The sequence below is a fragment of the Bacillus sp. 22483 genome (assembly GCF_052044605.1).
Classification (GTDB): domain Bacteria; phylum Bacillota; class Bacilli; order Bacillales; family Bacillaceae; genus Bacillus; species Bacillus altitudinis.
Window position 1 is genome coordinate 15,457 of record NZ_JBQENU010000004.1, and the last position, 13,776, is coordinate 29,232.

Genomic DNA, 13,776 nt, shown 5'->3' on the forward strand with positions numbered 1-13,776 from the left:
AAAATGATTGATTTAATCACTTTATTTTGTTAGCATATTATCATATTAGCGAACTAAAGGATTCGGAATTTTTTGTTTTAATGTGTTGGAGGTGCGGAACATGTTCATGTTTGAAAAACCATATGGTATGCGAGATTCATTACCAGGATTGTATGAGACGAAGAAAAGAGTTAGGCATTCTTTAACAGAGGTCATGAATGGTTGGGGTTATCGTTTAATGGAAACGCCAACGCTTGAATTTTACGATACAGTCGGTGTTCAATCGGCGATTACAGATACGCAGCTGTTTAAGCTTCTTGATCAAAATGGTCAAACCCTTGTGCTTAGACCTGATATGACGGGACCAATTGCGAGAGTGGCGGCTTCAAAGCTTCACGAACAGGCGTATCCGCTTCGAGTCGGTTATGCAGCCAACGTGTTTCGGGCACAGGAAAGAGAAGGGGGAAGACCTTCTGAATTTGAGCAGGTCGGTATTGAGTTGATCGGTGATGGTTCGATTAGTGCAGATGCTGAAGTCATAGCGCTTGTCGTGTTTGCATTAAAAAATGCTGGACTTCAATCCTTCAAAATTGCGATCGGGCATGTGGCTTTGGCTGAGACCTTGTTTTTAGATGTACTAGGGAATACAGAGCGGGCGAACGTATTGCGCCGATTTTTATATGAAAAGAATTATGTGGGATACAGGCAGCATGTCAAACAATTGCCGCTCTCATCCATCGATAAAACAAGGCTGCTCCAGCTTTTAGAGCTGCGCGGCGGTCAAGAAGTGACCCAGCAGGCTGAAGAAATTGTGGTGTCACAAGAGGGCAAAGAAGTGCTGGCGGAGTTAAAGGCGCTGTGGGAGACACTTGAAGATTACGGCTGTACAGAATATATCCGTTTGGATTTAAGCATGGTTAGTCATATGAGCTACTATACTGGGATTTTGTTTGAAGTATTTGCAGATCATGTTGGGTCTGTGATCGGAAGTGGAGGAAGGTATGATCAATTGCTTGCTCACTTTGATGCACCCGCACCAGCTACAGGCTTTGGACTTCGATTAGACCGTCTTCTTGAGGCACTCGACGCAAAAGAAATAAATGAGCCCCAAGAGGCTGTGATTTTTAGTAAAGAACAGCGGCTTGAAGCATTTGATTTTGCAGAAAAAGAGCGGACAAAGGGCAAAAGGATTGTTCTCCAAGACTTAGCGGGTATTGAAAATATTGATGCCATGACCAAGGCATTTGAGCAAGTGACTTATTTTATCGGCGCTAGAAAGGAAGAGCAAAATGGGTAAAGTGTTGACAATGGCAATGCCAAAGGGGCGGATATTTGAAGAAGCAGCAGGGCTATTAAGACAGGCTGGATATCAGCTGCCGGAGGAATTCGAAGATTCAAGAAAATTAATCATTGATGTACCGGAAGAAAATCTCCGCTTTATTTTAGCGAAGCCAATGGATGTGACGACATATGTAGAGCACGGTGTAGCGGATGTGGGCATTGCAGGGAAAGACGTCATGCTTGAAGAAGCACGGGATGTGTACGAAGTGCTCGATTTAAACATTAGCAAATGTCATTTAGCTGTAGCGGGCTTGCCGGGAGCCAGCTGGGGCGGTGTCGCACCGCGTGTGGCCACAAAGTACCCAAATGTCGCTTCTTCTTATTTTAGAGAACAAGGTGAGCAGGTGGAGATCATTAAGCTAAATGGTTCCATTGAATTAGCACCGCTCATCGGACTTGCCGATCGAATTGTTGACATTGTCTCCACCGGTCAAACACTTAAGGAAAATGGGCTTGTCGAAACGGAACATATTTGTGACATTACGTCACGTTTTATTGTCAATCCTGTGAGCTATCGAATGAAGGATGCGGTAATCGATGAAATGGCGCAGCGTCTGGCAAGAATCATCGAAGGAGAAGGGGAGGAAACATCATGAACATCACCTACATACAAGAAGGTGAGACAGACACTCTCTCACTCAAGCGTTCTCTAGATACAGGAACGGAAGAGCAGCGACTGGCTGTTCAGCGGATTATCGAAGAAGTGAGAAAAAATGGTGACGAAGCCGTACGGTCTTTCACGAAGCAATTTGACGGTGTCTCTATTGAACAGCCACTTGTGACGGAGGATGAAAAGACAAAAGCCTACGAACGTTTGGACCCGGAGATGATCCAAATCATCCAAACGGCGATCCGGAATATTCGAACATACCACGAGCGTCAGCTGACCTCCTCTTGGTTTTATCACCAAAAGGACGGCTCAATGCTAGGTCAGAAAGTAACACCGCTTGATGCGGTCGGTGTATATGTCCCAGGGGGAACGGCCGCTTATCCATCATCTGTTTTAATGAATGTCATCCCGGCACTTGTTGCCGGCGTTGAGCGAATTGTCCTTGTGACACCGCCAGGAAATGACGGCCGTCTGTCTGACGCTGTGCTAGTAGCTGCGAAGGAGCTGGGCATTTCAGAAATGTACAAAATGGGCGGTGCTCAGGCGATAGCCGCTCTTGCATATGGAACGGAAAGTATTCAGCCTGTTGATAAAATCACCGGTCCAGGAAATATTTATGTAGCACTTGCCAAACGGGAAGTATTTGGTCAAGTAGACATTGATATGATTGCGGGTCCAAGTGAAATTGCTGTTTTAGCAGATGAAACGGCAACTGCACATGAGGTGGCAGCTGATTTGCTTTCACAGGCAGAGCATGATGCATTGGCATCCAGTATTTTGGTGACACCATCTAAAGGATTGGCTGAAAGAGTGCAAGCGGAGGTGCAAGCGCAGCTTGATACTTTGCCAAGGAAATCAATTGCAGCACAATCTATTCAAGACCATGGTTATATTTACGTGACAGAATCTTTGGATCGTGCAGTTGATATCGTGAACCAGTTAGCCCCAGAGCATTTAGAAGTGCTGACGGCGTATCCAGCATCACTACTTGGTCAAATCAAGCATGCTGGAGCAATTTTCTTAGGGCGTTACAGTCCAGAGCCGGTAGGGGATTACTTCGCAGGACCGAACCATGTGCTGCCAACAAACGGGACGGCAAGATTTTCTAGTCCGCTCGGCGTCACAGATTTCCAAAAGAAAACGAGCATCATTTCATATAGCAAAGAAGCCTTTGAAACACATAGGGAAAGCATTGCGGCTTTTGCAAGATTAGAAGGGCTTGAAGCACATGCCAGATCGATTGAAGCGAGAAAGCGGGAGGAATCAAAATGAGACAGGCGGAAACAGCGAGACAGACAAATGAAACGAACATTTCGTTAGCGCTAGAGATTGATGGCGAAGGAAAAGCAGATATTCAGACAGATGTCCCTTTTATGACGCACATGCTCGACTTATTCACGAAGCATGGACATTTTAACTTAACTGTAGATGCAAAAGGAGACACAGATGTCGATGATCACCACACAACAGAAGATATTGGCATTGTGCTTGGGCAGATGTTTAAAGAAGCGCTTGGTGATAAAAAAGGAATCAAGCGCTACGGCTCTAGTTTTGTTCCAATGGATGAAACACTCGCTCAAGTAGTCGTGGATTTAAGCAATCGTCCTCATTTGGAAATGAGAGCCGATTTCCCTAGTCAGAAGGTCGGCACCTTTGATACGGAGCTGGTTCATGAGTTTCTTTGGAAATTTGCCCTTGAAGCACGAATAAATCTTCATGTGATCGTTCACTATGGAACCAATACCCACCATATGATTGAAGCCATTTTTAAAGCGATGGCACGCGCCTTAGATGAAGCAACAACCATTGATCCGCGTGTGAAAGGGATTCCGTCGACAAAGGGGATGCTCTAATGATTGGCGTCATTGACTATGGAATGGGAAATTTGTTTAGCGTATCAAAAGCACTGGAACGAGCAGGAGCGTCTTATATCGTGTCTTCTGAAGCAGAGGAGCTGAAAAAGGCAGATGCGTATATTTTGCCAGGAGTCGGTTCATTTCGTGATGCGATGCAGCTGTTAAGACAGACAGGACTTGAGGCGTTTATCCACCAAGTCGTACAGGAAGGAAAGCTGTTATTTGGCATTTGCCTTGGCATGCAGTTGTTGTTTGAAGAAAGTGAAGAAGCAGGAAAAACAAAAGGGTTAGGCCTTTTAAAAGGACGTGTCGTTCTTTTGAAGGATCGTGATTCGGATGGACAAAGGCTGAAGGTGCCTCATATGGGCTGGAATGAGCTCACATTTCATCAGCCGTCACCATTATTTGACGGTGTGCCGGAAGGATTTGCATACTTTGTTCACTCTTATTATGTGAGCGGCATGAATCCAGAAGATCTATTGGCAAGTGCGCCCTATGGCGTTCAAGTACCTGCCATTGTTGGAAAGGGGAATGTGTTTGGAACGCAGTTTCACCCTGAAAAAAGCAGTACAACAGGAATGGCACTGCTGAAACAGTTTATTCAATTAGCAAACGAACAGAGGGTGAGCAAATGAGTGATTTTACATTATATCCAGCAATTGATATGAGAAATGGCAAATGTGTACGACTTGTGCAAGGAGACTATGACCAAGAAACCATTTATGGAGATTCACCGTTAGACATGGCGAGACGGTTTGCAAATGAAGGAGCGAAATGGATACATCTCGTTGATTTAGATGGCGCAAAAGCAGGAAAACGCGTGAATCACGAGCATGTGCTGGCGATTGCTTCCTCATTAGATGTGAATGTCCAAATTGGCGGCGGCATTCGGACAGAAGAAGATGTTGCATTCTATTTAAACAATGGCGTATCGAGAGTCATTCTTGGCAGTTCAGCGGTGTCAAACCCGGTTTTTGTGAAAAAAATGTTGGCGCAATATGGGGAGAAAATCGCCATTGGCATTGATGCACGAAACGGTTTTGTATCGACTGAAGGGTGGCTTGAAACATCGGAAGTGAAGGCGGAGGAACTCGGTAGGGAACTGGCAAAGGAAGGCGCAGAGGTCTTCATTTTCACGGATATTCAAATGGACGGCATGCTGTCTGGTCCAAATGTGGAAAGTACGGTTCGATTAGCAGAAGCAACTGGCAAACAAGTCATTGCCTCAGGTGGTGTCAGTGCAGTAGGTGATCTGCAAAAGCTATCAGCACAAAAGCAGACAGGTGTGTCTGGTGCAATCATTGGCAAGGCGCTGTACACAAAGCAATTTACTTTAGCAGAAGCGTTTGAAGGGCTTGACAGCATATGATGACAAAACGAATCATTCCATGTCTTGATGTAAAGGAAGGGCGTGTGGTCAAAGGGATCCAATTTCTAGGGTTGAAGGATGCTGGTGATCCGGTCGAATTAGCGCAGATCTATGACGAGGAAGGTGCGGATGAACTCGTCTTTCTTGATATATCTGCCTCTCATGAAGGCCGAAAAACGATGGTGGATGTGGTCAAACAAGTGGCATCCACTCTCGCTATCCCGTTCACGGTGGGGGGCGGGATTAACCACCTTGATGACATGAAGCGTATATTAAGAGCGGGGGCAGACAAGGTGTCTGTGAACACAGCGGCTGTTTTAAGACCGGAGCTAATAACAGAAGGAGCCGACTTTTTTGGTTCACAGTGCATAGTTGTTGCGATTGATGCGAAATACGATGAAGAGAAACAAGCATACATGGTCTATACGCACGGAGGACGCCGTCAAACGGATTTAGAAGTGAGTGACTGGGCGAAAGAAGCCGTGCGAAGAGGAGCAGGCGAGATCTTGCTGACTAGCATGGATGCCGATGGTGAGAAAACGGGCTTTGAGCATCGTTTGACGAAGCTTGTATCAGAAGCAGTCACAGTGCCAGTTATTGCTTCAGGAGGTGCTGGCAATGCGCAGCATATGCTGGAGGCTTTTACAAAAGGTGAAGCTGATGCCGCACTCGCAGCCTCTATTTTCCATTATAAAGAAACCTCCATTCAAGAGGTGAAGACATATTTGAGAGAACACGGGGTGAAGGTAAGATGAAACAGGCAAACGAATTAACCTTTAATGATGCAGGTCTCATTCCTGCCATTGTACAGGATGCTCAAAGCAAGGAAGTTCTTACTTTGGCGTATATGAATCAAGAATCCTATGAAAAAACATTAGAGACAGGGGAAACATGGTTTTTTAGCAGATCGAGAAATGAGCTTTGGCACAAAGGAGCTACATCTGGACACACCCAGCGTGTTACATCTATTCGCTATGACTGTGATCAAGATGCCCTGCTTGTTCTAGTGACACCAAGCGGCCCAGCCTGCCATACAGGCAGCTATAGCTGTTTTTCAGAAGATGGCGTGAAACAGCCAAGGGGAGAACAAGACCGCTTTGCCATTTTAAATGAACTGGAACAGGTCATTGCGAAACGGCAGATGGAAATGCCAGAAGGAGCTTATACGACCTATCTTTTTGAAAAAGGAGTCGACAAAATCCTGAAAAAGGTAGGGGAAGAAGCTTCTGAAGTGATCATTGCGGCGAAGAACCGTGATCAAGAAGAATTGAAATGGGAAACAGCAGATCTCCTGTATCACCTTCTTGTGTTATTACGTGAACAGCAGCTGCCTCTTGATAATGTATTAAAGGTATTGAAAAAGCGCCATCAAGGGGAATGAAAAGCTTGGGGTATCCCCGGCTTTTTGCTTTTAAATGAAAAACAAATCCTTCCTTTCCTTTTGTTCTATGTGACGACTCATGAAGTATGTTATACTACACACGGTACACTGTTCGAAATGGAGGGTATCGGTGAGTAAATACACTTCTCAAAATAATCACACACAAGTCGTCCAGCTATTCCAAGATGGGCATTACTTTTTTCATAAAGGTCTAAAAGCATATAGAGAAAGAAATCTGTCTAGGGCAAGTAAGCTGATACAGCGGGCCATCGTTCTTGAGCCTGAAAATGTAGAAATGCTGTCGCAGCTTGCCATTATTTATACTGAAATGGGTCATTACCAACAATCAAATGAACTGCTTGATTTTATCCTTGAACACTTGGATGAGAATATGTCAGAGTGTCACTACTTTAAAGCCAATAATTATGCGAATCTCGGTTTGTTTCAAGAGGCATATAGATGCGCCACTGCTTATGCTGCGCTGGAAGAAGACGGGGAATTTGCAGATGAAAATGACGATCTCCTCGATCTGCTTGATATGAGTGACGATGTTGATGAAGATTTCCCTTATGATCAGGATGATCTGATTGTAAAGCAGGATCAAGCCAACCATTTGCTAGAAAGCGGCAGGCTGGATGAAGCAATCGAGATGCTGGAACAGATGATTGTTGAGTATCCAGAGTTTTGGTCAGCGTATAATAATCTCGCTTTGGCCTATTTTTATTCTGGCCAAATCGATCAGGCAAAAGAAATGTTGAACCGGGTCCTTCATGAAAATCCCGGTAATCTGCATGCCCTTTGTAATCAGCTTGTTTTCTATCATTATGAAAAAGAAGAAGAAAAGGTCAATCTGTTAGCGAAGCAATTAACGCACGTGTATCCAATATTAAGTGAACAGCGTTATAAGCTTGGCGCAACATTTGCCCTTGTTGGAGAATTTGAATGGGCATTTAAATGGCTTTATTCTTTGTATAAAACAGGTTTCCAAGGTGATAGTACGTTTTTATACTGGCTGGCAAGTGCAGCCTATTATACGGGCCACAAAACGCTGGCGCAAACCGTTTGGGATAAGATGGTGGAAGAAGATATTGATGCAGATGAAATCAAGCCGTGGCAAGATAAACCAGAGGAGTCTGAGTCAATGGTTTCAATTGAGGAACGACTCACTGCCTACTATGTCAGCAAACAAAAAGGTGAACGTGACGTCTTGCAATCTGTTCTTGATTCCCGCGCTGCGAAAACGGCCTTTGAACAGCAGTTTATTGAGTTACTTTTATTTGAAGATCAAATGGAAGAACGATCGTTTTCAGAAGATGCGGTCTTCGCAAAACAGGCGGCATCTGCTTTGGAAGAAGCGGTGCAGCCTGATAGCCACATGCCATATTTTTGGTTATTCCATATTATTCAGCAAGCACGCGCTTCAGGCGTAAAGAAGAAAAATGCCATTGCATGGGCAGCAGCTTCTTATTATCTATGGATGAATGAACAAGAAGAATCAGCTGTCAGCAAAAAAGAGATCTCAGCTTCTTTTCAGATCAGCGTTCAAACGCTGTCAAAATATGAGAATATTATTTGTGCGTTCATGGTTTGAATAGGTAAATAGATTCAGATAACAGCAGCATGGCCGAAAAGGTCATGCTTTTTTCTTGGATAAAAAGGTGGGATTTGCTAGGATTTGGCGAAGTATGACAATCTCGACATCTATTTGAAACATAAATGTAATAAAAATATTAGCTCATTTTGTCGATGTGTCATGTATAATGAAACTCGTGGATTAAAACAAAGACATATATTTAAATATTTTACTATACATAATGCAACACCTAGTGATAGAAACAATCTGGTCAACATCTGACTGAATCATCAGGAAGAAAGACACAGGAAGCACAGATTGGTCGCAGAGAATTTGCTGCTTTCTCATGTCGCTTGGGAAATTGTCAAAGGAGGAACTATACGTGAAAAAGTTTATTACTTTCGGTTTAGCTTCGGTGATTGGAGCGAGCGGTTTATTTATTCCATTTACTCATGAAGCAAATGCACAGAACTTTGAACAAAAGAAACAAGAACTAGACAGCAAGCAGTCAGAGGTAAACAAGAATCTTCAAAAGAAAAAAGAAGAGCTTTCAAAGCTTGAGGCAAAACAAGAGGCACTTGCGCTAAAGCTAAAAGAAATTGACGAAAAAGCTTTAAAAACAAGTGATCAAATCGAAGAAAAACAAAAAGAAAACGAAAAAACAAAAAAAGAAATCAAAGCACTGAAAAAAGAAATTGCTGATACAGAAAAACGTATCGAAGAAAGAAACGAATTCTTGAAAAAGCGTGTACGTGCGCTTCAAGAAAGCGGTGGTTCTACGAAATACATAGATGTATTACTAGGAGCAAAAAGCTTTAGCGATTTCATCAGCCGTGCAGGTGCTGTATCTACATTAATCAACGCAGACAGCGAAATCATTAAAGAACAAGAAAGAGACAAAGCGGAATTACAAAAGTCTGAAAACGAATTAAACACAAAGCTTGAAGATGTTCAAAAGACGCTTGCAAAGCTTGAAACACTTCAAACAGATTTAAATAAACAGCTTGATGAGAAAGACAAGCTATTCAAGCAAGTGAAAAAGCAAAAAGGAAGTGCTTCTTCTCAAATCAGCGAGTTAAACACTGAGGCAAACAGCATTGCATCTGAAAAAGACGCAACAATCGCTGCTCAAAAACAAGCTGAAAAAGAAGCAAGAGAAGCTGCTCAAAAAGCAAAAGAAGAAAAAGCACAAAGACAACAGCAGCGTCAAGCTAGTGTTCAAGCTGAAGACAACAGCTCTAATAACGACAGTGGTTCTTCTTCAAATAACAGTGGATCTTCAAATAACAATAGCAGCAGTTCACCAAGCAAAAAGCCATCTTCTGGCGGTGGATCACCTGTCAGCAATAACGTAGGCGGAATCGAAGGTGCAATCAGCACAGGTTCTACCATTGTAGGACAATCTCCATATAAATGGGGCGGCGGCAGATCACAAGCCGATATTGACGCACGTCGTTTTGACTGTTCTTCATTCGTTCGCTGGGCATTTGCATCAGCAGGCATCAACCTTGGACCAGTTGGCGGTACAACAACAGATACGCTTGTAGGTAAAGGAAGAGCTGTAAGTGCATCTGACATGAAACGCGGAGACCTTGTGTTCTTTGATACGTATAAAGTAAATGGACACGTTGGTATTTACTTAGGAAACGGTACATTCTTGAACGATAATAGCTCTCGCGGTGTTTCAGTTGACTCTATGAGCAACGTTTACTGGAAAAAAGCATTCAATGGCGTTGTAAGAAGAGTCGTTGAATAAATCATTACTTACTATATAACCGTAAACAGGCTTCCTTAAACAGCAGTTTAAGGAAGCTTTTTCTTTTTTTGAAGATATGAGCAAATGATTCGCTTATTATCCGCAGATTTAATAGGATATGGGTAAGGAATAAAAGCTAAGAGTGGAAATGATGCTCTCTGTCATGAATGGAAGCATCACCCAAGGGCATTCTAATAAGAAATGCTAGCAGCAATTGAAGAGGGAGTGACAGTTGTGTCAGAAGAAAAAATCTACGATACGATCATCATTGGAGCGGGTCCTGCCGGAATGACAGCCGCTGTTTATACATCACGGGGAAATCTTTCAACACTGATGATTGAAAGAGGAATTCCAGGCGGCCAAATGGCTAATACGGAAGATGTCGAGAACTATCCGGGCTTTGAAAGCATCTTAGGGCCGGAACTTTCAAATAAAATGTTTGAGCATGCAAAGAAATTCGGTGCCGAGTATGCGTATGGCGATATTAAAGAAATTGTAGATGGTGAAGAGTACAAAACCGTCAAAGCTGGTTCAAAAGAATACAAAGGACGCTCTGTCATTATTGCGGCAGGTGCTGAATACAAAAAAATCGGTGCACCAGGCGAAAAAGAACTTGGCGGCCGCGGCGTATCATACTGCGCGGTATGTGACGGTGCCTTCTTTAAAAACAAAGAGCTTGTCGTGATTGGCGGAGGAGACTCAGCAGTAGAAGAGGGTGTTTACCTCACTCGCTTTGCGTCTAAAGTCACTATTGTCCATAGACGCGACAAACTACGTGCCCAAAGCATCTTACAAGCACGTGCATTTGATAATGAAAAAATCGACTTTATGTGGAACAAAACCGTTAAAGAAATCAATGAAGAGAACGGGAAAGTCGGCAGTGTGACATTAATTGATACCGTGACAGGTGAGGAAGAAGACTTCAAAACAGATGGCGTCTTTATCTACATCGGTATGCTGCCGCTGTCTAAACCATTTGAAAATCTAGGGATTACAAATGCAGAGGGCTACATTGAGACGAACGAAAGAATGGAAACAAAAGTTGAAGGAATCTTCGCAGCTGGAGACATTCGTGAGAAAACACTTCGTCAAATCGTCACAGCAACAGGTGATGGAAGTATTGCAGCACAGAGTGCACAGCATTATGTAGAAGAGCTTGCTGAAAAGCTAAAAGCAATGAAATAAACAGCTGTCGTAAATCCTTAATATTGCGTCACGGGCTTTTAACTGGAATGTAACACGGGTGAAACAATTATCCGTTATGATGAAACTAGTAATTGACCCCCTTTTATAAGGAATACATGTTTGGCACGGATGTGAATCCGTGTCCTTTTTTTTTGCTTAAAATCAGAAATTCACGAGATGTTCACAAATGACGCATGGAGAACCGTTAGATGTTGTAAAATAAAGAATAGAGAAACTGCCCGTCACCATATTCATACGAAAACCTGTCTGTTTTCAGTGAAGAACGGGCATGTTCATTGTGGGAGTCATGATGAACCTGTATAATAAGAAAAAGACATAAAAGAGTAGGTGACAGCTGATGCAACGAGTAACCAATTGTGTGCTGCATCACGAAGATCAAGTTCTCTTGCTGCAAAAGCCAAGACGAGGCTGGTGGGTAGCACCTGGCGGCAAAATGGAGAGCGGAGAATCGGTCAAGGATTCAGTCGTTCGAGAATTTAGAGAAGAAACAGGCATTTATATTTTAAATCCGCAGCTAAAAGGCGTGTTTACCTTTATCATAAAAGAAGGCGATCAAATCGTTCAAGAGTGGATGATGTTCACCTTTATGGCAGATTCCTTTACAGGAAAAAACGTATCAGAGTCGGAGGAAGGCATTTTAAAATGGCATGATGTAAAAGATGTGCCCAGCTTGCCGATGGCTCCAGGAGATTCCCATATCCTTGACTTCATGTTGAAAGGGAAAGGACTTCTCCACGGCACTTTTACGTATACACCAGATTTTGAGCTGATTGCTTATCGATTAGATCCTCAAGGAGACTAATAAATGAACCGTTTTCATAAAGAAGGAGAGGGAGCAGGCATGAATACGCACAAACAAGATGATATTCAGCTTGTGATTATTACAGGGATGTCAGGTGCGGGGAAAACCGTTGCCATCCAAAGCTTTGAAGACTTAGGTTACTTTTGTGTGGATAACTTACCGCCATCACTTTTACCGAAGTTTCTAGAGCTTATGAAGGAATCCAATTCAAAGATGAGCAAGGTGGCCCTTGTGATGGATTTGCGCGGACGCGAATTCTTTGATAGCTTAATTGCTGCCTTAGATGAGATGAGTGATATCGGCTGGATCACACCAAGGATTCTATTTTTAGATGCAAACGATAAGGTGCTAGTCTCAAGATATAAAGAAACGAGACGTTCTCATCCCCTTGCGACAACAGGTTTGCCGCTCGAAGGAATTGAGATGGAACGCGATCTGTTAGAAGAGTTAAAAGGCCGGGCTCAAATGATTTTTGATACATCGGATTTAAAACCGAAACAGCTTCGAGAAAAAATTGTTGCACACTTTGCCACGAGCCAAGGACAGGTGTTTACAGTGAATGTGATGTCCTTCGGTTTTAAATACGGTCTGCCAATTGATGCTGATCTTGTATTTGATGTGAGATTCCTGCCGAATCCTTACTATATTGAGAGTATGCGTCCACAGACCGGAAACGATGAAGAAGTGCGCTCCTATGTCATGAAATGGAGCGAGACACAAAAATTCACAGAGAAATTAATTGACCTTCTCAGTTTTATGCTTCCGTCCTATAAACGAGAAGGGAAAAGTCAGCTGGTGATCGCTATTGGCTGTACAGGCGGACAGCACCGATCAGTGACGCTAGCGAACTACTTATCGGAGTATTTTAAAAATGACTACTATACACATGTCACTCACCGGGACATTGAAAAGAGAAGTAGAAAATAGATGACGACACTACCAAAGGTTGTCATTCTTGGCGGAGGCACTGGCTTATCTGTTTTACTTAGAGGATTAAAGACAAAGCCAGTGGACATTACCGCCATTGTGACGGTAGCTGATGATGGAGGCAGCTCAGGCAGACTGCGACATGATTTGAATATTCCGCCTCCAGGCGATATTCGGAATGTCCTTGCAGCTCTCTCTGATGTTGAACCGCTTGTAGAAGATTTATTTCAGCACCGTTTTAATAAAGGGAATGACTTAACAGGCCACTCTCTCGGCAATCTCATTCTTGCGGCTATGACGAATATAACCGGTGATTTTTTTCATGCCGTCACAGAAATGAGCAAGGTCTTAAATGTGAGAGGAAAAGTATTGCCAGCAGCGAATTCAAGTGTTGTTCTTCATGCGGAATTAGAAAACGGGCAAGTGGTAACAGGAGAATCAAAAATCCCAACCTATGGTGAGCGAATTAAACGAGTGTTCCTCACACCCGATACGATTGAGCCGCTCCCAGAATCGATTCAAGTCATTCGTGAAGCCGACTTGATCGTCCTTGGACCTGGCAGCTTGTATACAAGTATCTTGCCAAACTTGCTTGTACCGCATATTGGCGAAGAAGTGATTCGTTCTAAGGCGAAAAAAGTCTATATTTGCAATGTCATGACACAGCCGGGGGAAACGCTTTCCTACAGTGCAGCTGATCATGTGCAGGCACTAAACGATCATATGGACCGACCATTTATCGATACGATATTTGTGAACAATAAAGAAATTCCAGAAGAAATCAAAGCAAAATATGCAGAAGAACAGGCGCAGCCTGTACAGTTCGACACAGATGTACTCAAAGCCATGGGACTAGAAGTCATCCCTGGGGAAATTATTACATATGACCAGCATGTGATTCGTCATGATACGCTGAAAGTAGCCGCGCTGCTTGTCGATTTGCTGCATCAGAAAAAATAGGAATGGGGGTGGCAAG

Annotated in this window: 14 protein-coding genes; all 14 read left to right on the plus strand. The window is 43.3% G+C overall.

What is annotated here, in order from left to right; genetic code table 11:
- Window positions 1-100 precede the first annotated feature (100 nt).
- Window positions 101-1,276 carry an ATP phosphoribosyltransferase regulatory subunit gene (locus ACTJJQ_RS07280; protein WP_017368113.1) on the plus strand — a complete coding sequence of 392 codons (1,176 nt, stop codon included), beginning with the start codon at window positions 101-103 and terminating at the stop codon, window positions 1,274-1,276.
- Window positions 1,269-1,916, plus strand: a complete 648-nt coding sequence (hisG, locus tag ACTJJQ_RS07285; RefSeq protein WP_007500071.1) for an ATP phosphoribosyltransferase — start codon at window positions 1,269-1,271, stop codon at window positions 1,914-1,916. The genes ACTJJQ_RS07280 and hisG overlap by 8 nt, the downstream gene beginning before the upstream one ends.
- Complete coding sequence (gene hisD, locus ACTJJQ_RS07290; RefSeq protein ID WP_440600075.1) at window positions 1,913-3,202, plus strand: histidinol dehydrogenase; 1,290 nt, start codon at window positions 1,913-1,915, stop codon at window positions 3,200-3,202. The genes hisG and hisD overlap by 4 nt, the downstream gene beginning before the upstream one ends.
- A complete protein-coding gene (gene hisB / locus ACTJJQ_RS07295) occupies window positions 3,199-3,783 on the plus strand; it encodes an imidazoleglycerol-phosphate dehydratase HisB (RefSeq protein WP_017368110.1) in 585 nt (194 codons plus the stop codon). Before hisD ends, hisB begins: the two co-directional genes overlap by 4 nt.
- Complete coding sequence (gene hisH, locus ACTJJQ_RS07300; RefSeq protein ID WP_440600076.1) at window positions 3,783-4,421, plus strand: imidazole glycerol phosphate synthase subunit HisH; 639 nt, start codon at window positions 3,783-3,785, stop codon at window positions 4,419-4,421. The genes hisB and hisH overlap by 1 nt, the downstream gene beginning before the upstream one ends.
- A complete protein-coding gene (hisA, locus tag ACTJJQ_RS07305; protein ID WP_041507813.1) occupies window positions 4,418-5,155 on the plus strand; it encodes a 1-(5-phosphoribosyl)-5-[(5-phosphoribosylamino)methylideneamino]imidazole-4-carboxamide isomerase in 738 nt (245 codons plus the stop codon). Before hisH ends, hisA begins: the two co-directional genes overlap by 4 nt.
- A complete protein-coding gene (gene hisF / locus ACTJJQ_RS07310) occupies window positions 5,152-5,910 on the plus strand; it encodes an imidazole glycerol phosphate synthase subunit HisF (RefSeq protein ID WP_008348145.1) in 759 nt (252 codons plus the stop codon). The genes hisA and hisF overlap by 4 nt, the downstream gene beginning before the upstream one ends.
- Window positions 5,907-6,536, plus strand: a complete 630-nt coding sequence (gene hisIE / locus ACTJJQ_RS07315) for a bifunctional phosphoribosyl-AMP cyclohydrolase/phosphoribosyl-ATP diphosphatase HisIE (protein ID WP_427213340.1) — start codon at window positions 5,907-5,909, stop codon at window positions 6,534-6,536. The genes hisF and hisIE overlap by 4 nt, the downstream gene beginning before the upstream one ends.
- Before the next feature lie 130 nt (window positions 6,537-6,666).
- Window positions 6,667-8,127 (plus strand): tetratricopeptide repeat protein, encoded by a 1,461-nt coding sequence (locus tag ACTJJQ_RS07320; RefSeq protein WP_440600077.1) that lies wholly within the window; start codon window positions 6,667-6,669, stop codon window positions 8,125-8,127.
- Window positions 8,128-8,491: 364 nt separating this feature from the next.
- Entirely contained in the window at window positions 8,492-9,865 is a 1,374-nt protein-coding gene (locus tag ACTJJQ_RS07325; RefSeq protein ID WP_024719881.1) for a C40 family peptidase, read from the plus strand.
- A 234-nt stretch (window positions 9,866-10,099) separates the two neighbouring features.
- Window positions 10,100-11,050 (plus strand): thioredoxin-disulfide reductase, encoded by a 951-nt coding sequence (trxB, locus tag ACTJJQ_RS07330; RefSeq protein WP_029575420.1) that lies wholly within the window; start codon window positions 10,100-10,102, stop codon window positions 11,048-11,050.
- 358 nt (window positions 11,051-11,408) lie between these two features.
- Window positions 11,409-11,873, plus strand: a complete 465-nt coding sequence (locus ACTJJQ_RS07335) for an 8-oxo-dGTP diphosphatase (protein WP_008348133.1) — start codon at window positions 11,409-11,411, stop codon at window positions 11,871-11,873.
- Between the two features lie 39 nt (window positions 11,874-11,912).
- Entirely contained in the window at window positions 11,913-12,800 is an 888-nt protein-coding gene (rapZ, locus tag ACTJJQ_RS07340) for an RNase adapter RapZ (RefSeq protein ID WP_024719879.1), read from the plus strand.
- Window positions 12,801-13,760, plus strand: a complete 960-nt coding sequence (locus ACTJJQ_RS07345) for a gluconeogenesis factor YvcK family protein (protein ID WP_008348128.1) — start codon at window positions 12,801-12,803, stop codon at window positions 13,758-13,760.
- Window positions 13,761-13,776 lie beyond the last annotated feature (16 nt).

Excerpts from the sequence above, each read along its gene's own strand:
- hisIE (WP_427213340.1), top strand. The coding sequence starts at position 5,907 with ATGAAACAGGCAAACGAATTAACCTTTAATGATGCAGGTCTCATTCCT.
- hisF (WP_008348145.1), top strand. The coding sequence starts at position 5,152 with ATGATGACAAAACGAATCATTCCATGTCTTGATGTAAAGGAAGGGCGT.
- hisD (WP_440600075.1), top strand. The coding sequence starts at position 1,913 with ATGAACATCACCTACATACAAGAAGGTGAGACAGACACTCTCTCACTC.
- rapZ (WP_024719879.1), top strand. The coding sequence starts at position 11,913 with ATGAATACGCACAAACAAGATGATATTCAGCTTGTGATTATTACAGGG.
- hisB (WP_017368110.1), top strand. The coding sequence starts at position 3,199 with ATGAGACAGGCGGAAACAGCGAGACAGACAAATGAAACGAACATTTCG.
- hisH (WP_440600076.1), top strand. The coding sequence starts at position 3,783 with ATGATTGGCGTCATTGACTATGGAATGGGAAATTTGTTTAGCGTATCA.
- ACTJJQ_RS07345 (WP_008348128.1), top strand. The coding sequence starts at position 12,801 with ATGACGACACTACCAAAGGTTGTCATTCTTGGCGGAGGCACTGGCTTA.
- ACTJJQ_RS07335 (WP_008348133.1), top strand. The coding sequence starts at position 11,409 with ATGCAACGAGTAACCAATTGTGTGCTGCATCACGAAGATCAAGTTCTC.
- hisA (WP_041507813.1), top strand. The coding sequence starts at position 4,418 with ATGAGTGATTTTACATTATATCCAGCAATTGATATGAGAAATGGCAAA.
- hisG (WP_007500071.1), top strand. The coding sequence starts at position 1,269 with ATGGGTAAAGTGTTGACAATGGCAATGCCAAAGGGGCGGATATTTGAA.
- ACTJJQ_RS07280 (WP_017368113.1), top strand. The coding sequence starts at position 101 with ATGTTCATGTTTGAAAAACCATATGGTATGCGAGATTCATTACCAGGA.